This window comes from Cyanobium sp. Aljojuca 7A6, from assembly GCF_024346455.1.
In the GTDB taxonomy this organism is placed as follows: Bacteria; Cyanobacteriota; Cyanobacteriia; order PCC-6307; family Cyanobiaceae; genus Cyanobium.
In genome coordinates this window covers 156,624-181,695 of the sequence record NZ_JAGQCY010000003.1, presented here as the reverse complement: position 1 = coordinate 181,695, position 25,072 = coordinate 156,624, and the positions used below count along the sequence as shown (strand labels likewise).

The following is a 25,072-nucleotide window of genomic DNA, read 5'->3' as shown; positions in this document are numbered from 1 at the left end:
CTTCTTCCGCCCGTCTTCACCATTCACTCACCCTTGGGGTTAACCTCTCATTAACCTAGGGTTCCACCCACTCTCATGCTTTTCCCCTATGGCACTGCCGGCGATGCGGCCTCCGACCCAGGCGCGTCGATGCCGCTCCTGGAGGAAGAGATCCTGACGTCGTGGGGCCTCAATGCCGCCGTCTGGACCAAGGCCGTCCGTCGCGGTGAGATCCTCAGCCGCGAACGGGTCACCAATGGGGCCATTCTCGAAGCGATCAAGGAGGTAGCACCACACACCCTGCTGGATCTCGGCTGCGGTGAAGGCTGGCTGGCCCACCATTGCGCCCGTCAGGGCATTGAGGTGCTCGGCATCGACGCCGTGAACGAGCTCACCGCTGTTGCCGCGGACGGCGCCCCGCCCGGTGCCCGCTTTCAGACGCTCAGCTACCAGGACATCGCGACCGGCAGCCTGATGGAGCGGTTTGATGTGGTGGTGGCCAACTTCTCCCTGTTGGGGAATCGCAGCGTCGACGAGCTGTTTCTGGCGCTGCCGAAGCTGCTTGTCCCCACTGGCTGCGTGCTTGTCCAGACCCTGCACCCCATGCTGATCTGCGCCGACCATCCCTACGAAGATGGGTGGCGGGAGGGGTCCTGGTCAGGTTTCTCCCCATCCTTCCGGACGCCGGCTCCCTGGTACTTCCGCACTCTGGAATCCTGGTCGCGGCTCTTCCGCCGTCACGACCTCGAGGTCAGGGAGATGCGCGAACCCCTGGATCCCCTCAGCGGCCAGCCCGCCTCGGTGATCTTTCGCGCCACCACCTTGAACGCCACCTGAGCCGCGTGAAGGCGCCCTGCCGCCGGCTCAGCGCAGGCACGCCATGGGATGGCGCGGCGCCACCCCCAGGGCCTTCGCCACCCCCGGGTGGCACACCGCCCCATCGACGGTGTTCAGGCCGGAGAGCAGCTCGGGCCGGTCGGTGACCGCCTCGAGCAGGCCCCGTCCCGCCATCACCAGGATGTAGGGGAGCGTGACACTCACCAGCGCCTCGGTGGAGGTGAAGGGCACCGCGCCGGGCATGTTGCCGACGGCGTAGTGCTGCACCCCGTGAATGGTGACCACCGGGTCGGTGTGGGTGGTCTCGCGGCTGGTGGCGATGCACCCCCCCTGGTCGATGGCCACATCGACGATCACCGAGCCGGGCCGCATGCGCTGCACCAGCTCCTCCCCCACCAGGGTGGGGGCCCGGCCGCCGGGCAGCAGCACGGCGCCGATCAGCAGGTCGGTCCCCGGCACCAGCCGCTCGATCAGGCTGCGGCTGCTCACCAGGCTGGTCATCCGGCCGCGCCGGTCGGACTCCAGGCCCCGCAGGCGGTGCGGCGAACGATCCAGCAGGAACACCTCCGCATCCATGGCCGCGGCAATGCGGGCCGCATTCCAGCCCACGGTGCCGGCCCCCAGCACCACCACCCGGGCCGGCCGCACCCCGGTGCAGCCCCCCATGAGCACGCCACGCCCCCCGTGGGGCTTCTCCAGCAGGTGGGCGCCCACCTGGGCCGCCAGCCGGCCGGCCACCTCACTCATCGGCGCCAGCAGCGGCAGGCTGCCGTCTTCAAGCTGCACGGTCTCGTAGGCCACCGCCGTGGTGCCCGCCGCCAGCAGGGCCTGGCCCACCTCGGGGTAGGCCGCCAGGTGCAGGTAGGTGAACAGCACCAGGTCGCTGCGCAGGAAGGCGAATTCCTGGGGCTGGGGCTCCTTCACCTTCACCACCAGGTGGGCGGCCCAGGCCTCCTCACAGCTGACGATGCGGGCGCCCGAGGCGCGGTAGTCGTCGTCGCTGATGCCGGCCCCCAGGCCCGCCCCCTCCTGGACCCGCACCTCCATGCCCTGGGACACAAGCTCATGGACGCCGTCGGGGGTGAGGGCCACCCGCTGTTCGTCACGCTTGATTTCCGTGGGCACACCGATGCTCGCCATCGGGGAGGCCAGGGGTGCCGGGCCGGGAGCTGGCATGGGCCAAGAAGAATTGCCGCCCGAAGGCGATCGTGGCCAAACCCTAGGCCGAGGCGATAGGCATCCGCCAGCCACTGCCGAAGGCCCGGTCACTCACCTTGAGCACCGGCGCCGCCTGGCGGCGCTTGAACTCGGCCCGCCGCAGCAGGCCGGCCACCCGGGCCACCAGCTCCCGGTCCGCCCCCCGGGCCACCAGCTCCTCTGGCATGCGCATCTCCTCGATGCAGGCCTTGAGCAGGGGATCAAGCACGGCGTAGTCGGGCAGGGAATCGCTGTCGCGCTGATCGGGGCGCAGCTCGGCGCTGGGGGGCTTGGTGCGGATCGCCACGCCGATCAGCTCCCCATTGGGCGGCAGGCCGAGGGCGGCGCGGCAGGGGCCGGAGGCCGGCCCATCCAGCCAGTCACAGAGGCCGGAAATGGTGGTCTTGTAGAGGTCGCCGATCACCGCAAGGCCGCCGTTCATGTCGCCGTAGAGGGTGCAGTAACCCACCGCCAGCTCCGATTTGTTGCCGGTGGACAGCAGCAGACCGCCCTTGTCGTTGGCCACCGCCATCAGCAGCGTGCCCCGGATCCGCGATTGCAGGTTCTCCTCGGTCACCCCGCGCGGTGGCGCCCCCAGCCCGGCGCTGAGGGCGGCGGCGAAGGCCTCCATCAGCGGCGCGATCGGCAGGGTGGCAGTGCGCAGTCCGAGCCGACCGGCCAGGGCGTCAGCGTCGTCCAAGGAGCCAGCCGAACTGAAGGGGGAGGGCATCCGCAGCCCTTCCACCCGCTCAGGCCCAAGGGCCGCGGCGGCGATCACCGCCACCAGGGCCGAATCGATGCCGCCGCTGAGCCCCAGCAGGGCCCGCTGGAAGCCGCACTTGGCGACGTAGTCGCGCACCCCCAGCACCAGCACCCGCAGCAGCTGCTCCCAGGGGTCTGGCGGCGCCGCGGGCGTCGTGGCTGTGGCGGCCCCGGGGCTGGTCGCCGCAGGGGGGCCGGCGTCCCAGACGCCCAGGTCCTCGGCGGCGCAGGCCAGCTGCAGCAATGGACGCCCCGCCCCATCGACCACGAAGCTGGCGCCATCGAAGACCAGCTCGTCGTTGCCGCCCACCTGGTTGAGGTAGACCACCGGCGCCCCGAGCCGGGCCGCCGCCCGGGCCGCCAGAGCCTGGCGCACCTCCCCCTTGCCGCGGCCGAAGGGGGAGGCCGAGAGGTTGAGCAGCAGGTCGATCCGGCTCGGCACCAGATCAGCGATCGGATCCACCGCGTCCGGCCAGCGGCTGCGCAGGGTTTCCTCCACCCAGAGGTCCTCGCAGATGGTCAGACCCAGCCGCCAGGGGCGGCCACCGACCTCCAGCTCCAGCAGCGCCGGGGCCTCTCCTGGCAGGAAGTAGCGGCGCTCATCGAAGACGTCGTAGGTGGGCAGCAGGCGCTTGCGACAGACATGGCGCCAGCGACCCCGCTGCACCAGGGCCAGGGCGTTGTAGAGCCCAGGCTGCCGTGGGCCAACAACCGGCTCGGCCACCCCGACCAGCAGGGCCAGGTCGTCCTGGCAGGCCGCCGCCAGGGACGCCAGTACCTTCTCCTGGCGCTGGATCAGGGCAGGCCGCAGCAGCAGGTCCCGTGGCGGGTAGCCCCACAGCGACAACTCGGGGGTGAGCACCAGGTCGGCACCGCCGGCGCGGGCCCGCTCGGCGGCCGCCAGGATCCTCTGGCCGTTGCCCTCCAGGTCGCCGACCAGGGGATTGAGCTGGGCCAGGGCGAGGCGCATCAGGGCTCGGAGAGGCCGTAGAGATTGTGCTGCAGCAGCACGGGCCAGAGCTCGGACGGTACCTGGGCCGGATCGGGCCGCTCCCGGATCCGGGAGCTGGCGCTGGGCGGGATCGCCAGGGGCAGCAGGTCGAGGCTGGCCCCCAGGCCGCGCAAGCGCTCCAGATCCGCCGTCTCCAGCGGCCAGCCCTCCCGACGGGCGATGCCGAGCCGGCAGCCCCGCAGCAGCGCGTCGGCCCGCTTCCAGCGGGGTATCTGGCCGGCCAGGTCGCTGCCGACCACAAACACCAGCTCCCGCTGGGGCCAGCGGGCCCGCGCCCTTTCCAGGGTCTCCACCGCCCAGGGGCTGCTGAGCTGCGGCTCGAGACTGAGGCGGGTGTCGTCAATGGCGCCCACCAGGGCAGCCAGCAGGGCGGTGCGCACCTCCAGGGGGGCGCCGTGCTGCTTGAGGGGGTTGTCGCTGGCCCAGGTGACCACCTGGGGGAACAGACCCAGCAATCCCTCCAGCAGGGCCCTGTGGCCACGGGTGGGGGGATCGGCGCTGGTGCCGAACAGGGCGAGACGACTTCCAGTGGGAGTCACGGCTGGAGGCCGCCGCCAGCGGTCCGCTCCGCTCCCTCCTGCTGCCACTCGCCCAGCCAACGGCGGGTTTCTGGATCCTGCCGCACCAGCCGGCGCAGCAGGGCACCCGGCTGGCCGGCGGCGGTGGTGCTGCGCAGCAGTTCGGCGGCCGCCAGCCGGCCGGTGCGCCGGGTGGTGTGCACCGCCAGCGCCGCCTGGGCCAGCGCCACCGGGGCCGCCGGCGCCAGGCTCAGCCCGCCGCTCAGGGGCGCCGCCAGCAGCAGCAGCTGGCGCAGGCCACCCAGCAGCAGCTGCAGGCCCAGCTGGGCGCCACCCAACAGGGCGTTGTGGCCGCCCAGGCGCGTGAGCAGCGTTCGGGCGCCACCGCGGGTCATGGGGAGGCCATAGAGCTGGCAGAGCTGGACCACCAGGGCGCTGTCGCAGGCCAGCCCCCCAGCCAGATCGAGCAACAGCAGCGGGTTGACCGCCACGCCGGTGGCCTTGAGGGCTGCAAAGCGACCGATCAGGCCCTGCGCCTGGCGGCGGCCATGGCGCAGGCGGCAGCGGTGCAGGGCCTGGCTGAAGCGGTCGGCGGCCCGCAGGGCATTGAGGGCCAGCAACAGCTCCCCGTGACGCTCCAGCAGGCCGATGAGCTCCCGGCGCAGGGGCTCCACCCTGGGAGGGGCTGGCTCGCTGCGCACCCGGCCGTCGGCGCGCAGGCGTGCCTCGCGAGGGGCGGCCGCCACGGCCAGGGGCCGCAGGTTGCGGGCCTCCGCCGGCAGGCGCCGGCCAATGCTGGCGAGAAGGGCCTCGCGCTCGGCCTCCGGCCAGCAGTCACTGCGGTTCAGCACCAGCAGCAGCGGCTTGCCGGAGGCCAGCAGATCGTCCAGGGCCTCGGCCTCCATCACGGTGAGGTCGCTGTCGATCACCAACAGCACCAGGTCGGCCCCCACCGCCACCCGGGCCGCCAGGCGGGAGCGAGCGGCGGCGCCGATCTCGTCGATGCCGGGGGTGTCCACCAGGTCGACCCCCTCCAGACCGGCGAGCGGCTGGCCCCAGGCCTGCTGCTGCTGGCGGCGGGTACAACCGTGGGCCACGTCGGTGGCGAAGTGCTCCTCCCCGAGCAGAGCATTGAGCAGGCTCGACTTGCCCACCCCCACCCGGCCGAACACCGCCACCCGCGGCCGGCGCTGGCGCAGGCGTGCCAGCTGGCGATCAAGGCTCGCCAGTTCCGGCGCCAGGGCCGCCTGCTCCCGGCCGCTGAGCACCAGCCCCGATCGCCAGCGGGCCAGCAGCTGACGGCAGCGCTCGGCGGCGGGGGGAGCAGCCAGGGGGGCCGGGGCCGCCATGGTCATGGGTGGCTCTCGGCGGCGGAGGCCGGCCGGCGCCACCAGCCGGCCAGCACCGCCAGCACCGCCTCGGGGCCGATCACCCCGACAAAGCCGCCGAACTCATCGACCACCACCCGAACCCCGGAGCCATTGCGGCGGAAGCTGGTCAGCAGCCGGTCGGCCCGGATCATCTCCGGCACGAACTCCACCGGTTCGCAGAGATCGGCCGCCTGGCTGGCGCCACGGCACTCCACCAGGGCCGTGAGAAGTTGCTCGCGACTGGCCACGCCCAGCACCTCGTCCACCTCCTCCCCCAGCACCACCCACCAGGCTGTGGCATGGCGCAGCAGGGTGGCGCGCTGCTCATCAAGGCTCTGGTGGCCCGCCAGGGTGGGGGCCGAGACCCGCGGCAGCATCAGATCTCTGGCGGTGAGGTCGTTGAGCTGGAACACCTTGGCGATCATGGCGGCCTCATCGGCCTCGATCTGACCCTGCTGGGAACCGAGGCGGGCCAGCAGGCGGATCTCGTTTTCGTCGGTGCTGATCTCGTTCTCGGCCGTGATCGCCGGCAGGATCCGCTCCAGCAGCAGCACCAGGGGCAGCATCAAGGTGGTGATCAACCCCAGCCCCGGGGCGACAGCCAGGGACACGGGCAGGGCCAGCTTGCTGCCGATCGCCTTGGGCAGGATTTCCCCCAGCAGGATCACCAGCACGGTGAGGGCCACCGAGAACAGGGGCAGGGCAGGGCCGCTGACGCCGTAGCGGGCGAAGACGACGCTGGCAAACCCGCCCACCATCAGGCTGCCGAAGATGTTGAACATGTTGTTGGCGATCACCAGCACCGCCAGGGTGCGGCCGAGTCGCTGGCGCAGGGCTTCCAGCCGCCGGGCCCCTGGCACCGGCCGGGGGCGGCTCGCCAGTTCATGCACCTTCACTGGGTTGACCGTGAGCAGGGCCGCCTCCACCCCCGAACACAGGAAGGACCCCATCAACATCACGACCACCGCCAGAACCAGAAGCAGGAGATCGTTCATCCGCAGCTGATCGAAACAGAGAAGAACGGCACGCGCAGGTTCGGGGGGATCACGTGTATTTAATCGGCTGTGCCATCTTCTCGCTGTACATCCCTATCCCAGCGATGCCGCCGACCCCCCCGATCGATGCCGCCCTGCTGGCCCGCCGGCGCCAGCGGTTCCTGCAGCAGCTGGGGGGTGTGGCCGCGGTGATCCCCGGGGCGGCGCTGGTGACCCACCACGCCGACGTCGAACACAGCTTCCGCCAGAACAGCGACTTCTGGTACCTGACCGGCTTCGATGAGCCCGGTGCCGTGGCCCTGTTCCTCCCCCACCGCCCCGACAACCCCTTCGTGCTGTTCGTGGAGGCGAAGGATCCGGGGGCCGAGGTATGGAACGGCTTCCGCTGGGGCTGCGAGGGGGCCGTGACCAGCTTCTCCGCCGATCTGGCCCACCCCCGCAGCGAACTGGCCGAGCGGCTGCCGGAGTATCTCGACGGCGCCGAGGGGATCGCCTTCCGGGTGGGCCGCCACCCCCAGGTGGAGCCCCTGGTGCTGGCCGCCTGGGGGCGCCAGCTGGATCGGGCCCCCCGCAGCGGCAAGGCGGCCCTGGGGCTGGTCGCCCCCTGCCCGCTGCTGCACGAGCTGCGGCTGCGCAAGGAACCCGAGGAACTGGCCCGCCTGCGGCAGGCCGCCCGCATCTCCGCCGAGGCCCACGAACTGGCCCGGCGGGTGGTGCGGCCCGGCCTCAGCGAGCGGCAGGTTCAGGCGGTGATCGAGCAGCACTTTCTCGAGCAGGGGGCCCGCGGCCCGGCCTACGGTTCGATCGTGGCCGGCGGCGACAACGCCTGCGTCCTGCACTACACCGCCAACGCCGATGTGCTGCGGGACGGCGACCTGCTGCTGATCGACGCGGGCTGCAGCCTCGACGATTACTACAACGGCGACATCACCCGCACCTTCCCCGTCAACGGACGCTTCAGCGGCGAGCAGCGGGCCCTCTACGAACTGGTGCTGGCCGCCCAGGAAGCCGCCGTGGCGGCGGTGGCCCCGGGCCAGACCGCCGAAGGGGTTCACGACACCGCCGTGCGGGTGCTGGTGGAGGGGCTGGTGGAGCTGGGCCTGCTCAGCGGCGCTGTGGATGGCCTGATCGAGCAGGGGGCCTACCGCCATCTCTACATGCACCGCACCGGCCACTGGCTCGGCCTCGATGTCCACGATGTGGGGGCCTACCGGCTGGGCGAGCACCACGTGGCGCTCGAGCCGGGCATGGTGCTGACCGTGGAGCCCGGCCTTTACGTGAGTGACCGGCTTGCGGTACCCGAGGGCCAGCCCGCCATCGCGGAGCGTTGGAAGGGCATCGGCATCCGCATCGAGGACGATGTGGCTGTGAGCGACCACGGCCATGAGGTGCTCACGGCCGCCGCCCTCAAGGCGCCGGCGGCGATGGAGCGCTGAACAGCTCCAGCACCTGACGGGTGGAGCCCAGGACATGGTCGGCCCCCGCCTGGCGCAGCTGCGCCTCATACCGCTGCCGCTCGGCCTCCCTTCCGGGCCCGTGCAGATGGGGGGGCGCCACCGCCAGGGCCTCAAAACGCTGGCCAGGCTCCCGGCCGCGGGCCTGGAGCACCGTCTCGACATCGGCCACCGTGTCGCCGAGGTAGGTCACGGGCGGGGCCCCGGCCCCTAGGGGCACCGCCGCCAGGCGCGCCGCCAGGGTCAGCAGGCCAGTGGGATCGGGCTTGTCGGGGGCCTGGCCCATGGCGATCAGGGGCGGCGCCACCAGGGCCAGCCGCTGCTCCAGCACGAAGCGGGCAGAGGGGGGCTCGGCACCGCTGACGAAGCCCCAGGCGATCCCCCGATCGCTGAGGGCGGCGAAGAACGGCCCATCCACCAGCAGGGGCTCGCGGCCGATGAAGCCACGCCAAAGGCCGGGGTCCCCCTCCGGATCACCACCGAAGTAGTGGCCGCTGAACACGTCCACCAGCTCCGCCCAGGCCGGCAGAGGGGCCGCGCCGCGGCGGCGCAGCAGCTCCATCGAGGCCTGCCAGTCGTTGTTCCAGCGGCCTTCACCCTTGAGGGCGTCGATGGCGGCGGGCTCCGGAGCCCAGCCGCTGAAGTGCCGCACAGTTTCGACGATGGCGCGCCGGTAGCTGCCGGCCACATCCCTGATCACGCCATCGATGTCGAACAGGAGGACGGCGCGGGGTGCGGCGGGGGCAGCCAGGGGGTTGCAGCGAATCGGCTGGTAAGTTAATCGTTTGCTAGTTCTCCTTGAGCGCCGAAACCGTGACAGCCCCTGAGAGTGCCGAGGTCGCTGCAGTCAGCGCCGTCCCCGCGGCCATTGCCGCCGACACCACCGAGGGTCGTCCGGTGCTGCGCGGCGGCAGTGCCGCCCTGGCCACCGCCACCATCGACGAAGACGGGGTGCCCTCCGGCTACACCCCCAAGGCCGACGAGGGCCGCTTCCTGGTGAAGATCCTCTGGCTGCCCGACAACGTCGCCCTGGCGGTGGATCAGATCGTCGGTGGCGGGCCCAGCCCCCTCACTGCCTACTTCTTCTGGCCCCGGGAAGACGCCTGGGAAACCCTCAAGGGCGAGCTCGAGGCCAAGAGCTGGATCACCGACAACGAGCGGGTTGAGATCCTCAACAAGGCCACCGAGGTGATCAATTACTGGCAGGAGGAAGGGCGCGGCAAATCCCTCGATGAGGCCAAGCTCAAGTTCCCCGACGTCACCTTCTGCGGGACCGCCTGAGTCCTGCGGTCCCTGGGCGGTTCAGCCGCCTTGGGCGTCCCTTTCAAACTGTTCGGCGGCCGCGGCGGTGTCCAGGCTGCCGAACAGGGCGCCGGCAATCGCCGGGCTGATCGTGTGGTGGGCCAGGCCTGCGGCGGCCAGGCGGGCCAGATCCCCAGGCTGCCGAAGGCTGGCCACCAGCAACCGGGTGCTGGAGCCCACCCCTTCGAGGGCCCTCTGCATGGCGATCAGCTCACCGTGGCCGTCACGGCCGAGATCGCTGATGCGGCCCAGGTAGGCGGCGATGCCATCGGCTCCGAGGGCAGCGGCCACCAGCACCTGCGCCACCTCGTAGCAGGCGGTGAACGTGACAGGCACCCCTTCGGCGATCAACTGCAGTGCCACCGCGGCGCCGGTCCGGGTGATCGGCACCTTGACGAAGACCCTCTGGGGATCGAGGGCCGCCAGGGCCCGGCCGGTGGCCAGCTGCTGTTCCCCATCAGCGCCCCAGGTCTGCAGATGCAGCTCGCGGCAGCCCAGGGCCACAGCGCGCTCATGCAGCCGCCCGAGGTGGTCAACGTTGCAGGGCTGACCGGCCCGCCGCAGCAGGGTCGGGTTGGTGGTGACGCCCTGGAACAGGCCGCTGGGCAGCCAGCGCTCCCACTCCAGGGGATCGGCGCAATCGAGCAGCAGACGCAGGGCCATGGGGTTCAGGGGGTAACGGTGGCCGGGGCTGGGGATTCGGCCCACTGCCGGCTGAGGGCCTCCAGCAGGGCCGGGCAGGCTCCGAGGGCCTGCAGAGGGCGGCGAGGTTTAGCCGGAGGAGGTTGGGCCGCAGCGGGCTTGTCCTCAGCTGGATTGGCAGCGGACAGATCCGCGGCGATCAGGGCTGCCAGGGGATCCGTGGCGGCTGAAGCTTTCAGTTGGGCCGGATCCTGCCGGCCCTGGCGCAGGGCGACGAACAGCTCGCGGCGACGGCGCAGCTCCAGGGGCAGTGTGGCCGGCTGGCTGCAGAGGCGCTCCACCTCCGCCAGGGCGGCCCGCAGCCCGGGGGAGGTGGTCGCCGCCTGCGGCGGGGGCTGGGTTTGGGGCCAGACCAGGGCCAGCCAGCCCGCACCGGCGGCGGCCAGGGCCAGGCCGATGGCCAGCGCCCGGCCGATCGCCGGGCGCCGCCTCCGGGGAAGGGGGCGGGGGGGGGACGCCTCCGGGGCCGCCGGGGGGGATGGCGACGGCGGAGGGGTTTGCGTCGCCTGGGCTGGCGGCGGCGGCGGCGGCAGCTCCTCGGCGGGCGCTCCGCTGCGGCCGATCGCCACGGTCACGTCGTCGCCACTGCCCTCGCGGCTGATCCGATCCAGCGCCTCCGGCAGGACGCCGGCCCCCTCAGCGCCGCTGCGGGCCAACCAGGCCGCCAGAGTAAGGAAATCGCTGTCGGTGGCGCAGGACTTGCGGATGCCGTCGGTGCAGAGCACCAGGGCGAAATCGGCCGCTTCGGGCGCCATCGCATGCAGGGCCGCCCGGCGGGCGAACAGGGCCGCCGCCTGGGGTTGGCAGAGGCTACAGGTGGCTTCCCCAAGCGCTGTGGGCTCATTCTCCTCCTGCAGCAGCCGGGCGCGGCCGTCCGCCTCCACCCGCACCAGGTCCCAGTCGCCCAGGCCCGTATGGCCCCACCAGCGGGACGTCATCACCACCAGGCCCAGGGTGCTGCCATAGAGCAGGGGCTCGAAGTCGCCCTCGCCGGGATCGGCCTGCCAGTGGGCCTGAACTGCCTCCAGCCAGCGGCGCTGGACCGCTTCGGGCAGGTCGTGGGCCAGCCAGCGGCTCCAGACCCCCTCCCCGTCCCCCGGGGGCATGGAGGCCAGGGCATCAGCCACTACGGCCAGGCCCGTCTCGCAGGCCAGGCGACTGCCCACCTCGCTGCGGCGGTAGCGGCGCCCGCCGTGGCCATCCGCCACCGCCATCAGCATCACCGGCTGCCCGGCGGCGTCGCGCAACTCGCCGCAGAGCACGGCGTCCTGGCAGGGGCGGCCGGCCCTGAGGTGGGAGGCCCCGGCCCGGCTGGCACCGATCGGCGCCACCCAGGGGTTCACCACACCAGGGGACCGACGTCGTCGGTGGGATCCAGCACGGTGGGGGGCAGATCCGGCAGGGGGATGTTGCCCACCGCGGGCTCCAGGGGCGTCTCGCTCACCCGGCTCGCCGGCATCGAGGCGGCCCCCACCACCGCCGTGGAGGCCCACTGGATGTACTGGGCCAGGGAGGTGGCGTTGCTGGCCTGCAGGGGGCGTCGGGGCGAGCGGCCCGCCGTGGCCGGCTCGGTGCCGATGAACCGCTGCAGCACCTCCAGATCGGCGTCGTGGCCCAGGGCGATGGCCAGCCGCACCGCCTTCTGGGCCCAGGGCACCCGCAGCAGGGCCTCGAGGCCAGCGGCGAAATCATCGGTGGGCTGGCCGTCGGAGATCAGCACCAGCACCGGCGGCAGGGCTCGCACCTCCATCGGCGGGGTCTGCAGGGCCGCCGCCACCAGCTTCAGGGCCTCCCCCATGGCCGTGATGCCGCCGGCCTGCAGATCCCGCCACTCCAGTTGGTCTACAGGCGTGGGGGTCTCGATGTGCCAGGCGGCGTGGTCGGCGAAGCGCACGGCCCGCACCAGCACCCGCGCCTCCGGGTTGTCCCGGGCCACCGCCGCCATCCCCGGCAGCGACTGGCGGATGGCCTGGTTGAGGGCCTGCATCTTGCCCGACGCCGCCATCGAGCCGGAACAGTCGCAGAGGTAGAGGAAGTGGAGCGGCCGGTTGGCCAGCTTGACGTCGGGAAACGGCATGGATCAGGCGGCGGGGGATGGCCGGGTGGGGCGTTGCACGGCGATCGGACCCGCCGGGGACTGGATCCGGGTGAGTGCGGCGAGGCTACAGCTCTCGCCAGGCTGCACCGCCTGGACGCGGCCGTCGGGGGTTTCGGCGCTCCAGGCGACCGTGGAGAGATTGCGCAGCCCCAGCCGCCGGGGGTCCTGGGGATGGGCCACCACCCGGGCCAGCGGCCGGCGCAGATCCTCCCCGGCCAGGGCATCGAAGTGGTGGGCGTGCAGCTCGTTGTCGGGGGCGGCGACCACGCTCCCATGGGGCAGCAGCAGCGTGGTCGGCTCCGGCAGGGGGGCGCCGCAGCTCCAGCACAGCGCCGGGCCGCCGCTGGCCTGGAAGTTTTCCTGGCCGCAGGCGGGGCAGAAGGCACGGCGGTCGAGGGTGCGGGCCAGCTCCTGCTTCCACTGGCCGGTGAGGGCGCGGCGGGAGGGCTGCTTCATGCCGCGGCAGAAGGTCTGCTCGAACAGCGCCTGGAGGGGTCGGGGGTAGATGGGCCAGGTGATCAGGGCCGCCGCATGCTCGATCGGGTCGGGCCGGTTGCGGTCATCCACCGGATCAAAGATGAACACCGGGTCCTCGCCGCAGAGACGCCGGCGGGCCGGCTCATCGAGGCAGCGGATCGCCAGCTCCATCTGGCCCTTGAGGGGGTCGTGGCGGGTGAGCAGCCGGAACAGAAGCACCGCCAGGGAAAACAGGTCGCTGTCGGCCCCGGGACGGGCCTGCCCCAGCAGCACCTCCGGAGCCATGAAACCCGGGGTGCCCAGCACGGCGCCATGGTCGGCGCCATCCACCGCGACGTTGTCGTTGTCGCAGATCAGGATGCCGCCGCTGTCGGGCTCCAGGAAGAGGTTGCCGAGCGAGACGTCCTTGTAACAGAGCCCCGCCAGGTGCAGGGAATGGAAGGCGTCAGCAAGGCCGAAGCAGGCCCGCAGCACCTGGCGCAGGCCGATCGCCAGCCGGCCGGCGGCATGCTCGCAGGCGCCCACGTAGGCGGGCGGCCGCAGGGGCATCAGGTAGCCGAAGCTCTCGTCGCGGATGCGGATCAGGGGGCGGCTGGCGGGGCTGGCCCGCAGCAGGGCGATCGGCCAGAGGAAATCCTCATTCGGGGCGGTGGCCCGGATGCTCGCTATCAGGCGCCGCTCCAGTCCGCCGTCGCGGGCGATGCAGGCTGGCAGGTACCACTTCAGGGCCAGCCGCTCCCCCTCCAGGTCCACCTCATAGACCTGGCCCTGGGTGCCACCCCCGAGGCCGCGCACGATCCGCAGCGGTGCGGCCAGACCTTCGAAGCCCAGGCTGGCGCCCTCCGGCAGGATCCAGCTCATGGGCGCCTCCCCGCCGCCGGGCTCGGACCCATGGCCTTGCGGATGCCGTTGCGGTGGGCCAGGGCCGTCTCCAGGCTGTCGAAGCGGTGCCGATAGGCCAGGCCGTCCTGGAGCGTCACCTCGAGCAGATGCTCCCAGCGGGACCCCAGCAGGATCCAGCCCGCCAGCGCCCCCAGCTGCAGAGACCAGAACAGCCAGGGGAAGGGCAGCAGCAGCAGGCCGCCCAGACAGAGGAGCAGCCACCAACTGAAGGCCTGGGGATGGCGCCGCCGGCTGCCCACGTAGGCCGAGCGGATTCGATCCAGGGGCAGGGAACGGCCGGCGAAATCCAGCTGGCCGGCAACCGGCTGGGCCACCGCCGGAGCCGCACGGCGGCCGGCGGAAGGGAGAGCCTCGGGGGGAGCGCTGCCGCTGCTGCGGAACTGCAGCACCGGCCCCTTCAGGCCCAGCCGGATCTCGTCGCCGTCCGAGAGGGGCCGGCAGTCCCGCAGCCGGGCGCCTTCGAGGTAGGTGCCGTTGGCGCTGCCCAGGTCACACAGGAGCCACTGGCCCGCCCTGGTGCGCGACAGCCGTACCAGGGCGTGGTGGCGGGAGACGCCCTGGGCCTGGCCCAGACAGAGGCCGCTGGCCGGATCGCGGCCGATGGAGAGGGGCGTGCGGGGATCCAGCGGCACGCTCCGGCCGGGATCGTCACGCAGCAGCAGCCGGGGTTGGGCGTTCATCGAGGGTCGTCACCGGCCTTGGGCCGGCGGCCCAGGCGCCGGTCGGCCTGGAAGCGGCCCCACCAGCCCATCGGTTCCCCCTCCCGCCAGGGAATCACCCGCCCGGGGAACAGCAGGGCCGAGGCCGCCAGGGCCAGGGCCACCAGCAGCAACAGCAGCAGCACCCAGCCGGGGATCGCCCCCACCCAGGTGGCGGCGAAGGTGGCCCGCACCGCGTACACCCCAATGGTCAGGGCGGTCCAGATGCGGAAGGGTGCCCATGGGTCCCGGCGTTGCTCCACCTGGCCGGCCGCTCCGATCGCTGCGGGTAGCGTATGGGAGCAAGGCAGACGGGCCGGGGATGGTGGGGACGACGGAGCAGGCGTCGCCTGGTCACGACACCGCACCCGAACCCGCCACGGGCTGGCTGAGCCTCTGGCAGGCCCTTCGCCGCCCCGCTCCGGCCGGCGGCCGTCGCCGGGCCCTGGCGGCGGGCCTGGGGGAGCTGAGGCATCACGACGCCTGGCTGGAACTCTGGATCGGCGGTCAGTGCCGCCAGCGGCTGGCCCTGCAGGGGGGCCGCTACCGCATCGGCCGGGATCCCCTCTGCGAGCTGCAGACCAACGCCACCGGCGTCAGCCGGGTGCACGCGATCGTGGAGCAGGAGCGCCCCGGCGATCGGGATTACCACGGCGAGGATTTCGGCTCCGCCAACGGTCTGTTTCACCGCGATCGCCGCATCCGCGCCATCCACCTGCGAGACGGGGACCGGCTGCAGCTCGGCTCGCCGCTCAAAGGCGAAGCGCCCACCCTGGTGTATCGCCATCCCCGCAGTCCCCTGGGGCAACTGGTGCACTGGGGGGCCATCGGCGCCCTCGTCGGCTCGGGCGTGGCCCTGGGGGGCCTGCTGCTGGCCACCACCATCTCCGGTGGCTCCTCGATCCGGTCGGTGGGTGGTCCAGTGAAGGTGTTCTCCACCGATGGCCGCCAGATCGATGCGGCCGAGGGCTCCTCGACGGCCCTGCCCGCCCTGGCCGACTACCCCCTGCACCTGCGCCAGGCCCTGATCGCCTCGGAGGACTCCCGCTTTGGCTGGAACAGCGGCATCGACCTGTTCGGCACGCTGCGCTCCCTGGTACTGGGTACCGGCGGCGGCAGCGGCCTCGCTCAGCAGGTGGCCCGCATGGTCTACCCCGCCGTGGGGACGGATGTGTCGCTGGCCCGCAAGCTGCGGGAGCTGTGGGTGGCCTGGCAGCTGGAGGCGGGCTTCAGCAAGAACCGCATCCTCAAGATGTACCTCGACCGGGCCTACCTGGGCCTGGGGGCCGAAGGGTTCGAGCAGGCAGCCCAGCTCTACTTCCGCAAGTCGGCCAGCGCCCTGGATGTGGCGGAGTCGGCGTTCCTGGTGGGCCTGCTGCCGAGCCCCAACAGCTACAGCCCCTGCAACCGGGAGAACCCCACCTGGGGGCGGGAGCGCCGCGACCTGGTGCTGGGGCGGATGCACGCCGAGGGCTATCTCTCCGACCAGGCGCTGATCGACGCCCGCCGCCGCCCCCTCAACATCGATCCCTCCGCCTGCCGCGATTCCAGCTTCTCCAGCTATCCCTTCTTCAGTGATTACGTGATCGGTGAGCTGGAGGGGCGGCGCTTCGCCCTCGACCTCAGCAGCCCGGAGGCCCGGGGCAACTACGCGGTGATCAGCAGCATTGACCCCCGCCTGCAGGCCATCGCCCAGAAGCAATTGAAGGCGTTCCTCGAGGGGCCGGGTGGCCGGGCCGGGCTCACCCAGGGCGCCATGATCGCGATCGACTACGGCACCGGCGCGATCCTGGCCTACGTCGGCGGCGGTGATTACAGCCGCTCGAGCTTCGATCGGGTGCAGGCCCTGCGTCAGCCCGGATCCACCTTCAAGCTGTTCAGCTTCCTGGCGGCCCTGGAGTCCGGCGTCAAGCCCGGCGATGCCATCTCCTGCGCGCCCCTGGCCTACGTGGCCGGCTGCCGTGGCGGGGGTGGAAGCACCAGTGTCGCAGCGGGCTTCGCCAACTCCGACAACGTGGTGGCCCTGCGGCTGGCCCAACAGGCGGGCCTGGGCAAGGTGGTGGCCAAAGCGCGCCAGCTGGGCATCAGCACGCCCATGGAAGAGAGCTTCTCGATGGTGCTGGGCGGCAAGGAAACCTTCCTCTACGAACTGGCGCGGGCCTACGCCGTGGTCGCCAACGGCGGCCGCTCGGTGCCCCTGCATGGGGTGAAGCGCATCTACGACCTGGGCATCTGCGGCTCGGTGCGCAACCTGGCCACCTGCCCCCCCAGCGGTGTCACCACACCGGTGGGCGAGCTGCCGCGTCAGCTGATCGAACCGGCGCTGGCCGCCGAGATGGATGCCCTGCTGCGGCAGGTGGTGAGTGGCGGCACCGGCGGCGCCGCCGCCGTGGTGGCCGATGCCCGCGGCAAGACCGGCACCACCGACAACGGCGTCGATGTGCTGTTCGTGGGCTACTCCCCCGCCAGCCGCATCCTTACCGGCATCTGGATGGGCAACGACGACAACCGCCCCGCCCAGGCCGCCTCCGGCGCCCTGGTGGCCCAACTGTGGGGCCAGGTCATGCGCGCCCTGGCGAGCTGAGGCCGGCTTCAGCCCAGCCAGCCCAGGCCCCTGGCCAGCTCCTGGGCGCGGGTGACCAGGGCCCACGCCGTTCCCAACGCTGTGCCCCAGCACCAGGGGCTGCTCCAGAGCCGCGCCATGGGGCTGCTGCTGTCCTGGGGATCGCGGCGGGGCAGTTGCCAGCCCAGCTGCACGGCGCCAAAGACCACCAGCAGCACCCAGGCGGGGATCTCCACGGCACCCACCACAAAGGGGTGGGCTTTCCAGTGCAGCAGGCTGAGGACCGAAGCCAGGGCGATCACAGCCGCGATCGGCCCGGAGGCCCCGTCCCAGTGCCGCAGCACCCGGGCCCGGCGGGCCACCAGCACCGCCGGCGCCGTGGTGGCCAGGGCCGTGAGCGAATAGCGCAGCAGCAGGGAGGCCAGGGGCAGCGAAGATCCGCCCAGCACGATCGCCAGCATCACCAGGTTGAGCAGGGCCTCGGCGTTGGCCGCATGGATCCAGGGGGCGGTGATCCAGCACCAGGCACGGCGGGGGTCACCGCTGGCCTCGAGGCTCAGGGGCCAGCGGCGGCGCAGGGCCCGCAGCGGGCCGAGGGCCAGGGCCTGCAGCAGGGCCAGGGCCACCACCAGCACCAGGCCGCTGCCCCAGCGCCAGGGATCGAAGAACCACTGGTCGAGCTCCCCACCGGCCCAGAACAGCACCAAGGCGCCCGAGGCCGAGAGAGCGAGCCCCGGACCAAGGGGACGCAGGTTCTCCAGCCAGGACCGGGGGAAGCTCCCGACGATGGCAGGGGGGACGTCAGCGGCCTGGACATCGCCAGCGGGCCGGGGCGGAGCCACACCGCAGCAGGCCTCCAGCAGATCAAGAAGTTCGGCCAGCACCTGCGGCGCGTAGACACCGGCCAGATGCTGGCTGAGGGCCGTAATGGCACTGCGCTGGGGGCCACCCTGGAGTTGCAACACCCGCAGCAGCAAAGGCTGGGTGGCCAGATCCCGCAAGGGTCCGCGCAGAGTTTCCTCGGCCCCAAGGGCGTCAATCAGCCGGTTGGACATGGCCTGGGGGTTATCCAGGCTGACCGCACCGGTGGCGATCCACTGGCGCAATTGCAGTCCTAAGTCCCTACCCGTGCCCATGGCCGCCGCAGCCCCCCGGCCCGCAGGCGAACTCAGGCGGCCTTGCTGGCCTGAAGACGGGCGCGGGCGCGGGCCAGGGCCTGCTGGGCCTTGACTTTTTCGGGGCTGGGGTCGGAGCCTTCCAGGGCCGCAGCGGCTTGTTGGGCCGCTTCGAAATCACTCTGGGCGGCGGTGGCATCGATGCTGCTGCCCAGCTCAGCGCCGTTGACGAGCACGGTGACCTCATTGGCCACCACCTCGGCGAAGCCACCCATCAGGGCGATCGACTGCCAGTTGGCCCCCTCCCGCACCCGCAGCACGCCGCTGTCGAGGGCGGTGAGCATGGAGACGTGGCCGGTGAGGATGCCGAGCTGGCCGGTGGTGCCGGGCAGGATCACTTCGTCGGCGGTGCCGTCGAAGACGCTCTGATCGGGGGCGAGGACGCGCAGGGTGAGGGTCATGGAGAGGATTCCCGGATCAGGACTTGGCTGAGGCGAGGATCTTGGCGGCCTTGGCCCTCACCTGGTCGATGTTGCCGACCAGGTAGAAAGCGGCTTCGGGCAGATCATCGAGTTCACCGGCCAGGATCATGTTGAAGCCCTTGATGGTGTCGTCGAGTTTCACGTATTCGCCGGACTGACCGGTGAAGATCTCGGCCACAAAGAAGGGCTGGGAGAGGAACTTCTCGATCTTGCGGGCCCGGTCCACCGTACGGCGATCGTCCTCGGAGAGTTCGTCCAGACCCAGGATCGCGATGATGTCCTGCAGTTCCTTGTAGCGCTGCAGGGTGGACTGCACGGCCCGGGCGGTGCGGTAGTGCTCATCACCCACCACGGCGGGCTGAAGCATGGTGCTGGTGGAATCGAGGGGATCCACGGCCGGGTAGATGCCCTTCGAGGCCAGACCGCGGCTGAGCACGGTGGTGGCGTCGAGGTGGGCGAAGGTGGTGGCGGGTGCCGGGTCGGTGAGGTCGTCGGCAGGGACGTAGACGGCCTGGATCGAAGTGATCGAACCCTCCAGGGTGGAGGTGATGCGCTCCTGCAGTTCACCCACGTCGGTGCCGAGGGTGGGCTGGTAGCCCACGGCCGAAGGCATGCGGCCCAGCAGGGCGCTCACTTCGGAGCCGGCCTGCACGAAGCGGAAGATGTTGTCGATGAACAGGAGCACGTCCTGCTTGTTCACGTCGCGGAAGTGCTCGGCCATGGTGAGCGCCGACAGGCCGACGCGCATGCGGGCGCCAGGAGGCTCGTTCATCTGGCCGTAGCAGAGGGCCACCTTCGACTTGGAAAGGTCGCCGGCGTTGATCACGCCCGACTCCTTGAATTCCTCGTAGAGGTCATTGCCCTCACGGGTGCGTTCGCCCACGCCACCGAACACAGAGACGCCGCCGTGCTCCTTGGCGATGTTGTTGATCAGCTCCTGGATCAGCACGGTCTTGCCGACGCCGGCGCCACCGAACAGGCCCACCTTGCCGCCCTGGCGGTAAGGGGCCAGCAGGTCGATCACCTTGATGCCGGTCTCGAAGACGCGCGGCTTGGTTTCGAGCTCGGTGAGCTTGGGCGCCTGGCGGTGGATCGGGGCCGTCATGGTCGTCGAGACCGGGCCCTGCTCATCGACGGGCTCGCCGAGCACGTTGAAGATGCGGCCGAGGGTGGCTTCACCCACGGGAACGGAGATGGGGGCACCGGTGTCGAGGGCGCCCATGCCCCGCACGAGACCGTCGGTGCTGCTCATGGCCACAGCACGGACCCGGTGGTCGCCCAGCAGCTGCTGCACTTCAGCGGTGATGGCCACCTGCTGGCCGGCGGAATTGGTGCCTTCGATGCGAAGGGCGTTGAAAATTCTGGGCAGCTTGCCGGCAGGGAATTCCACGTCGAGGACGGGGCCGATCACCTGGCGCACGGTGCCTTTGGTACCAGGGACGGCGGGAGCGGCAGCAGCCATAGGTAAGGAAGGAGCGTGGTGTGCCCAGCGGGGTCCAACCACCCGTCTGAAGCGGCGCCACCTTACCACCGCAGGGGGCCTGGGGCTTGGGGTTCGGTCACCCGCACAGCCCGGGGATGGCGCCGTGGCGGAGCCGGCACCTAGGTTGGCAGTCGAAGGGCGTGAGTGCCAACTCATCCCACCCCAGCAACGTTCCGGCCCCGGCCGGTTGGCGTCGCTGTCTTCGCAACCATTTCTTCGCGTCATTTCATGGCTGCCGTTTCCCTCAGCGTCTCCACGGTCAAACCCCTCGGAGATCGCGTCTTCATCAAGGTGTCCGAATCGGAGGAAAAAACCGCCGGTGGCATCCTTCTGCCCGACACCGCCAAGGAAAAGCCCCAGGTGGGCGAAGTGGTCCAGATCGGTCCTGGTAAGCGCAACGACGACGGTTCCCGTCAGGCTCCTGAAGTGGGCGTCGGCGACAAAGTGCTCTACAGCAAGTACGCCGGTACGGACATCAAGCTCGGCACCGACGAGTACGTGCTGCTGTCCGAGAAGGACATCCTGGCCGTCGTCAACTGATCTGACGGTTTTGCCGTCTGCATCACTTCCAACCAAGCAATTTTTCTTCTTCCATGGCCAAACGCATTATCTATAACGAGCAAGCCCGCCGGGCGCTCGAACGGGGCATCGACATTCTTGCCGAAGCTGTTGCCGTCACCCTCGGTCCCAAAGGCCGCAACGTGGTGCTGGAAAAGAAATTCGGCGCTCCCCAGATCATCAACGACGGCGTGACGATCGCCAAGGAGATCGAACTGGAGGATCACATCGAGAACACCGGTGTGGCCCTGATCCGTCAGGCCGCCTCCAAAACCAACGACGCCGCCGGTGACGGCACCACCACCGCCACCGTCCTGGCCCACGCCATGGTGAAGGCGGGTCTGCGCAACGTGGCCGCCGGCGCCAACGCCATCACCCTCAAGAAGGGCATCGACAAAGCCACCGAGTTCCTCGTCGGCAAGATCGAGGAGCACGCCAAGCCAATCTCCGACTCCAACGCCATCGCCCAGGTGGGCACCATCTCCGCCGGCAACGACGAAGAAGTGGGCCGCATGATCGCGGATGCCATGGACAAGGTGGGCAAGGAGGGTGTGATCTCCCTCGAGGAAGGCAAGTCGATGACCACCGAACTGGAGGTCACCGAAGGCATGCGCTTCGACAAGGGCTACATCTCGCCCTACTTCGCCACCGACACCGAGCGGATGGAAGCGGTGCTCGACGAGCCCTACATCCTGCTCACCGACAAGAAGATCGGCCTGGTGCAGGATCTGGTGCCCGTGCTCGAGCAGATCGCCCGCACCGGCAAGCCCCTGCTGATCATCGCCGAGGACATCGAGAAGGAAGCCCTCGCCACCCTGGTGGTGAACCGTCTGCGGGGCGTCCTGAACGTCGCCGCCGTCAAGGCCCCCGGCTTCGGTGACCGCCGCAAGGCCATGCTCGAGGACATCGCCGTTCTCACCAACGGTCAGCTGATCACCGAGGACGCCGGCCTCAAGCTGGAGAACACCAAGCTGGAGATGCTGGGCACCGCCCGCCGCATCACCATCAACAAGGACACCACCACCATCGTCGCCGAAGGCAACGAGGCGGCGGTGAAGGCCCGCTGCGAGCAGATCCGCAAGCAGATGGACGAAACCGACTCCTCCTATGACAAGGAGAAGCTTCAGGAGCGTCTGGCCAAGCTGAGCGGCGGTGTCGCCGTGGTCAAGGTGGGTGCCGCCACCGAAACCGAGATGAAGGACAAGAAGCTGCGCCTGGAAGATGCCATCAACGCCACCAAGGCGGCCGTTGAAGAAGGCATCGTCCCCGGCGGTGGCACCACCCTGGCCCACCTGGCCCCGGCCCTCGAAGAGTGGGCGGCTGCCAATCTCTCCGGCGAGGAGCTGATCGGCGCCACCATCGTGGCCTCGTCCCTCACCGCTCCGCTGATGCGGATCGCCCAGAACGCCGGCGTCAACGGCGCCGTCGTCGCCGAGCACGTGCGCAACAAGCCCTTCAACGAGGGCTACAACGCCGCCACCGGCGAGTACGTCGACATGCTGGCCGCCGGCATCGTCGATCCCGCCAAGGTGACCCGCTCCGGCCTGCAGAACGCCGCCTCGATCGCCGGCATGGTGCTCACCACCGAGTGCATCGTGGCCGACCTGCCCGAGAAGAAGGAAGCGGCTCCCGCCGGTGGCGGTGGCGGCATGGGCGGCGACTTCGACTACTGATCGCCCCTGCGGTCAGCGTCGGATCTCCGGTCCTTCGCCTTCAGCACCAAGCGCCCCTGCGGGGGCGCTTTTTTTTCGCTGCCAGGCCTCCTCCCCTGCCTGCCCCGCTCGACGTCTGATGCACGCCTACAGCTGCCCAAGGCCACGATCCGCCCCAGGGACAACGGCGGCCTCGGTGCTCACCGGGTGAGCTGCGCAACCAGATCGATGCCATCTGGAAGGCCTTCTGGAGCGACGGCATCGCCAACCCGCTGGAGATGCTGGAGCTTTGCTGCGGTGGTAGCCATGGCAAGGATCTGCTGCCCAGTCCACAACCTCTTCTACGACTGCCGCCACTCGTGCCAGCCGGACCGTTCAGCGCTGATCGCTGGCCCAAGTTCCGGAGCGCCAGGAGGGCAGAGCCTCAACAACTTAGGGGCATTGAGCAGTTGAAGCTCGCCGTGATCAGCGCTGACCCAACCGCCCTTACCTCTGCCGCCCCTTGGATGGGGTCCTTATCCTTATCCCACTCTGTTAATGCCGCCTCTAGCGGTGATTAACCTGCGGGCCGAGTTACTCTCCAGACATACAACGAATTAAGCGTGAGGTTTGGAGGGACCGTCCAAGCGTGTCTAGCGTATCTTTGGTCCACAATCCTAACCGCCATGGCTGCCCTTACGGTTGCGCAATACACCCTGAGCCGTTTGTCAAAGCTTGGGATCGACCGCATCTTCGGTGTTCCTGGAGACTATGCATTTTCGATCGACGATGCTGTTGAGCAGGTGCCGGAATTGGCGTGGGTGGCTTGCGCCAACGAGCTCAATGCGGCTTATGCCGCCGATGGCTACGCTCGCATTCGGGGCGCCGCCATGCTGTCCACCACCTACGGCGTAGGGGAACTTTCTGCCATCAATGGTGTGATGGGAAGCAAGGCCCATCGCCTTCCGGTGTTCCACTTGGTGGGCATGCCAAGCGAGCGCATCCAAAAGCAGGGGTTGATCACCCACCACAACTTGGGTGACACGATCTACGACCGTTTTCAGCAGCTCTCCGCGGCGGCTGCCTGCGTCAGCGCTGTCCTCACTCCCGACAACTGCATCGACGAGCTTGAGCGTGTGATTCGGGAAGCGCTGCGCCAATGCATGCCGGCCTACCTGGTGATCTCGGAAGTGAACGGCAGTCAACCCATTCTCGGCACACCCGTGAACGGCGAACCCCTCAGCGCTGTGAAACGTCAGCACAGCGTGCCGCAGGAACTGGACGCAGCCGTGGGAACAATCCTTGCCCGACTGGAGGCTGCGGAACGTCCTGTGGCTGTGTTGACCCACCTGGTGAGCCGCTACGGCGTACGTGAGCGGGCGCTGGAACTGATCCGCAAGGCCAATCTGCCCACGGCGATCACCCCCAACGACAAAGGCACCATCGACGAAGCGATGCCTCAGTACGCCGGGCTCTACGCCGGTGATTGGTCCTCGTCGGACAACGTTCGCCATCTCGTGGGCAACGCCGACCTCGTGCTCGACATCGGCGGGATCGTGACGACAGAGCTAAACACCGGCATGTGGACAGGCGGCTTCGACGCCGCCAAGGTGGTGTCGATCCAGGACAACTGGGTTCGCGCTGGAAGCAAGATCTTTGTGAATGTGGCGATCGATGACGTGCTCAATGCCCTTTGCGACCGCGTCAGCACTCGCTGCAGCGACCACGGCCTGAAACTTGAGCCAAAGCCCCTGGTGGGGGCCGCGGGCGACGCCACATGCTCGGCCAACTTCTATCCCCGCCTGCAGCGACGACTGCGCTCGGGCGACACGCTGGTGATTGAAACCGGTACATGCATGACCATTCTCAACAAGCTGCTGATGCCCGCTGGGGTCACAGCAGAAGGCCAGGGCCTGTGGGGCTCAATCGGCTGGGCCACCCCGGCCTGCCTGGGGGTGGCGATGGCCAAAAGGTCGGGCAACACGTGGTTGGTGACGGGCGACGGCTCCCACCAGCTCACGCTGAATGAACTGGCGGTGATGGGCCGCTACGGTATAAAACCGCGGATCTTCGTGCTCAACAACAACCTTTATGGCATTGAGGACGTCATCAGTGAACGCGGCCACGGGTACGACGATCTGGCACAAGTGAACTACCACCTGCTTCCGGAAGCCTTTGGATGCAAAAACTGGCTGAGCGCTCGGGTCACCACGGTGGCCGAACTCGACCAGGTACTCGACAAAATCGAGAACCATGACGGGGCCGCCTATATCGAAGTCATGATCCCCAACGAAGAAAGTCAACCGATGCCTGAGGACACGATCGACAGTGGTTACAAGCTGAAGACGCCCGAGATGGGCTAACTGCACCACCAACTTGGAACGCCAGTGGTGCGTAGGCGATGGAGGGTTTCATTGGTTTTGCCACTTTCCTGCCCCAATGCCAGCACCACCTTGCGCTCCAGCCGCGCTCCAGCCCAGCATCGCGTTCGCGGCCGCGGCCGCGCTGACCTCCGCCCAGTCCGGACAAAGTTCCACCCCGTTCTGCGGTGCCATCAACCGATCGGCGTAAGCCCCCATCTCGACATCTCTCAGCTCGCCAAGGGCGGACATGACCTGTTCGGGCTGCGCTCCTGGAGGTGACTCTGGAGATGGTCGGCCAGCAGATCCGCCCAGTTCGTAGCCCTGGAGGTCAAGGCATCCTCCGGTATTGCCAGCCCTGAGCAGCGGTTATTTGTATGGCTCGTGGAGCAGCTTGGCGTGGTGGCAGGCAGCGTTCTGCCGCTCCGTCCGAGCAGGCACAGGCGCTCCTGGAGCTGCATCGGGAGAAGCCGCTACATCTGGTGGTGCCGAAAACGCCCGAGTTTCTGAAAGCGGGTCTCAGCGGCGATCCGTCGGTGGCCATGGCCCAGGCAGGGGGGGATCACAGTTGAGCTA

The 25,072-nt window shown here is 69.8% G+C and carries 22 protein-coding genes; 7 read left to right on the top strand and 15 right to left on the bottom strand.

The window, feature by feature from the left end; translation table 11 throughout:
* Positions 1 to 75: 75 nt before the first annotated feature.
* Positions 76 to 816: a bifunctional 2-polyprenyl-6-hydroxyphenol methylase/3-demethylubiquinol 3-O-methyltransferase UbiG gene (locus KBY95_RS04205; protein WP_254963550.1), complete on the top strand. Its 741-nt coding sequence runs from the start codon at positions 76 to 78 to the stop codon at positions 814 to 816.
* 27 nt (positions 817 to 843) lie between these two features.
* Here KBY95_RS04205 and ald read toward each other — a convergent pair whose 3' ends face one another.
* From ald to KBY95_RS04180, 5 genes are read right to left on the bottom strand one after another with little or no spacing between them, the layout of a single operon-like run.
* Positions 844 to 1,992, bottom strand: coding sequence for an alanine dehydrogenase (gene ald / locus KBY95_RS04200; protein ID WP_254963548.1), 1,149 nt, complete (start codon positions 1,990 to 1,992; stop codon positions 844 to 846).
* Positions 1,993 to 2,035: 43 nt separating this feature from the next.
* A complete protein-coding gene (locus KBY95_RS04195) occupies positions 2,036 to 3,745 on the bottom strand; it encodes an NAD+ synthase (protein WP_254963546.1) in 1,710 nt (569 codons plus the stop codon).
* On the bottom strand, positions 3,745 to 4,326 hold the full coding sequence (locus KBY95_RS04190) for a nicotinate-nucleotide adenylyltransferase (protein WP_254963543.1): 582 nt from the start codon (positions 4,324 to 4,326) through the stop codon (positions 3,745 to 3,747). The genes KBY95_RS04195 and KBY95_RS04190 overlap by 1 nt, the downstream gene beginning before the upstream one ends.
* Positions 4,323 to 5,660, bottom strand: coding sequence for a DUF697 domain-containing protein (locus KBY95_RS04185; protein WP_254963542.1), 1,338 nt, complete (start codon positions 5,658 to 5,660; stop codon positions 4,323 to 4,325). The genes KBY95_RS04190 and KBY95_RS04185 overlap by 4 nt, the downstream gene beginning before the upstream one ends.
* On the bottom strand, positions 5,657 to 6,670 hold the full coding sequence (locus KBY95_RS04180) for a CNNM domain-containing protein (protein ID WP_254963540.1): 1,014 nt from the start codon (positions 6,668 to 6,670) through the stop codon (positions 5,657 to 5,659). The genes KBY95_RS04185 and KBY95_RS04180 overlap by 4 nt, the downstream gene beginning before the upstream one ends.
* Before the next feature lie 104 nt (positions 6,671 to 6,774).
* Here KBY95_RS04180 and KBY95_RS04175 point away from each other — a divergent pair, with 104 nt between their 5' ends.
* The gene (locus tag KBY95_RS04175) at positions 6,775 to 8,106 is read left to right on the top strand and encodes an aminopeptidase P N-terminal domain-containing protein (protein ID WP_254963538.1); all 1,332 of its coding nucleotides are present in this window, start codon (positions 6,775 to 6,777) and stop codon (positions 8,104 to 8,106) included.
* Here KBY95_RS04175 and KBY95_RS04170 read toward each other — a convergent pair.
* On the bottom strand, positions 8,078 to 8,875 hold the full coding sequence (locus KBY95_RS04170) for a TIGR01548 family HAD-type hydrolase (protein WP_254963719.1): 798 nt from the start codon (positions 8,873 to 8,875) through the stop codon (positions 8,078 to 8,080). The genes KBY95_RS04175 and KBY95_RS04170 overlap by 29 nt on opposite strands.
* A 47-nt stretch (positions 8,876 to 8,922) precedes the next feature.
* Here KBY95_RS04170 and KBY95_RS04165 point away from each other — a divergent pair, with 47 nt between their 5' ends.
* On the top strand, positions 8,923 to 9,405 hold the full coding sequence (locus KBY95_RS04165; protein ID WP_216906229.1) for a 30S ribosomal protein PSRP-3: 483 nt from the start codon (positions 8,923 to 8,925) through the stop codon (positions 9,403 to 9,405).
* A 21-nt stretch (positions 9,406 to 9,426) separates the two neighbouring features.
* On the opposite strand, the gene KBY95_RS04160 is transcribed toward KBY95_RS04165, so the two are convergent.
* The 6 genes from KBY95_RS04160 to KBY95_RS04135 are packed head-to-tail and all read right to left on the bottom strand — an operon-like array spanning position 9,427 to position 14,567.
* Positions 9,427 to 10,089: a transaldolase family protein gene (locus tag KBY95_RS04160; protein WP_254963536.1), complete on the bottom strand. Its 663-nt coding sequence runs from the start codon at positions 10,087 to 10,089 to the stop codon at positions 9,427 to 9,429.
* Positions 10,090 to 10,094: 5 nt separating this feature from the next.
* Entirely contained in the window at positions 10,095 to 11,474 is a 1,380-nt protein-coding gene (locus KBY95_RS04155; RefSeq protein ID WP_254963534.1) for a protein phosphatase 2C domain-containing protein, read from the bottom strand.
* Positions 11,468 to 12,205, bottom strand: coding sequence for a VWA domain-containing protein (locus KBY95_RS04150; RefSeq protein ID WP_254963532.1), 738 nt, complete (start codon positions 12,203 to 12,205; stop codon positions 11,468 to 11,470). Before KBY95_RS04150 ends, KBY95_RS04155 begins: the two co-directional genes overlap by 7 nt.
* Positions 12,206 to 12,208: 3 nt before the next feature.
* Positions 12,209 to 13,564 carry a protein kinase domain-containing protein gene (locus KBY95_RS04145; RefSeq protein WP_254963531.1) on the bottom strand — a complete coding sequence of 452 codons (1,356 nt, stop codon included), beginning with the start codon at positions 13,562 to 13,564 and terminating at the stop codon, positions 12,209 to 12,211.
* Complete coding sequence (locus KBY95_RS04140) at positions 13,561 to 14,286, bottom strand: FHA domain-containing protein (protein WP_254963530.1); 726 nt, start codon at positions 14,284 to 14,286, stop codon at positions 13,561 to 13,563. Before KBY95_RS04140 ends, KBY95_RS04145 begins: the two co-directional genes overlap by 4 nt.
* Positions 14,283 to 14,567: a hypothetical protein gene (locus KBY95_RS04135; RefSeq protein ID WP_254963529.1), complete on the bottom strand. Its 285-nt coding sequence runs from the start codon at positions 14,565 to 14,567 to the stop codon at positions 14,283 to 14,285. Before KBY95_RS04135 ends, KBY95_RS04140 begins: the two co-directional genes overlap by 4 nt.
* A 59-nt stretch (positions 14,568 to 14,626) precedes the next feature.
* Between KBY95_RS04135 and KBY95_RS04130 the strand changes: the two genes are divergently transcribed.
* Positions 14,627 to 16,888, top strand: a complete 2,262-nt coding sequence (locus tag KBY95_RS04130) for a transglycosylase domain-containing protein (protein WP_254963528.1) — start codon at positions 14,627 to 14,629, stop codon at positions 16,886 to 16,888.
* An 8-nt stretch (positions 16,889 to 16,896) separates the two neighbouring features.
* Here the strand turns inward: KBY95_RS04130 and KBY95_RS04125 are convergent, their stop codons facing one another.
* Genes KBY95_RS04125 through atpD form a run of 3 tightly spaced genes read right to left on the bottom strand, consistent with a single transcriptional unit; the run spans position 16,897 to position 19,926 of the window.
* Positions 16,897 to 18,003 (bottom strand): rhomboid family intramembrane serine protease, encoded by a 1,107-nt coding sequence (locus KBY95_RS04125; RefSeq protein ID WP_254963527.1) that lies wholly within the window; start codon positions 18,001 to 18,003, stop codon positions 16,897 to 16,899.
* A gap of 32 nt (positions 18,004 to 18,035) precedes the next feature.
* Positions 18,036 to 18,443: an ATP synthase F1 subunit epsilon gene (atpC, locus tag KBY95_RS04120; RefSeq protein WP_254963525.1), complete on the bottom strand. Its 408-nt coding sequence runs from the start codon at positions 18,441 to 18,443 to the stop codon at positions 18,036 to 18,038.
* 16 nt (positions 18,444 to 18,459) lie between these two features.
* Positions 18,460 to 19,926: a F0F1 ATP synthase subunit beta gene (gene atpD, locus KBY95_RS04115; protein WP_254950930.1), complete on the bottom strand. Its 1,467-nt coding sequence runs from the start codon at positions 19,924 to 19,926 to the stop codon at positions 18,460 to 18,462.
* 249 nt (positions 19,927 to 20,175) lie between these two features.
* Between atpD and groES the strand changes: the two genes are divergently transcribed.
* From groES to KBY95_RS04100, 3 genes are all read left to right on the top strand, one after another.
* Positions 20,176 to 20,487 (top strand): co-chaperone GroES, encoded by a 312-nt coding sequence (gene groES / locus KBY95_RS04110; RefSeq protein ID WP_015110667.1) that lies wholly within the window; start codon positions 20,176 to 20,178, stop codon positions 20,485 to 20,487.
* Between the two features lie 53 nt (positions 20,488 to 20,540).
* The gene (gene groL / locus KBY95_RS04105; RefSeq protein WP_254963523.1) at positions 20,541 to 22,178 is read left to right on the top strand and encodes a chaperonin GroEL; all 1,638 of its coding nucleotides are present in this window, start codon (positions 20,541 to 20,543) and stop codon (positions 22,176 to 22,178) included.
* A gap of 644 nt (positions 22,179 to 22,822) precedes the next feature.
* Positions 22,823 to 24,499 (top strand): alpha-keto acid decarboxylase family protein, encoded by a 1,677-nt coding sequence (locus KBY95_RS04100; RefSeq protein ID WP_254963521.1) that lies wholly within the window; start codon positions 22,823 to 22,825, stop codon positions 24,497 to 24,499.
* The last annotated feature ends 573 nt before the right edge of the window (positions 24,500 to 25,072 follow it).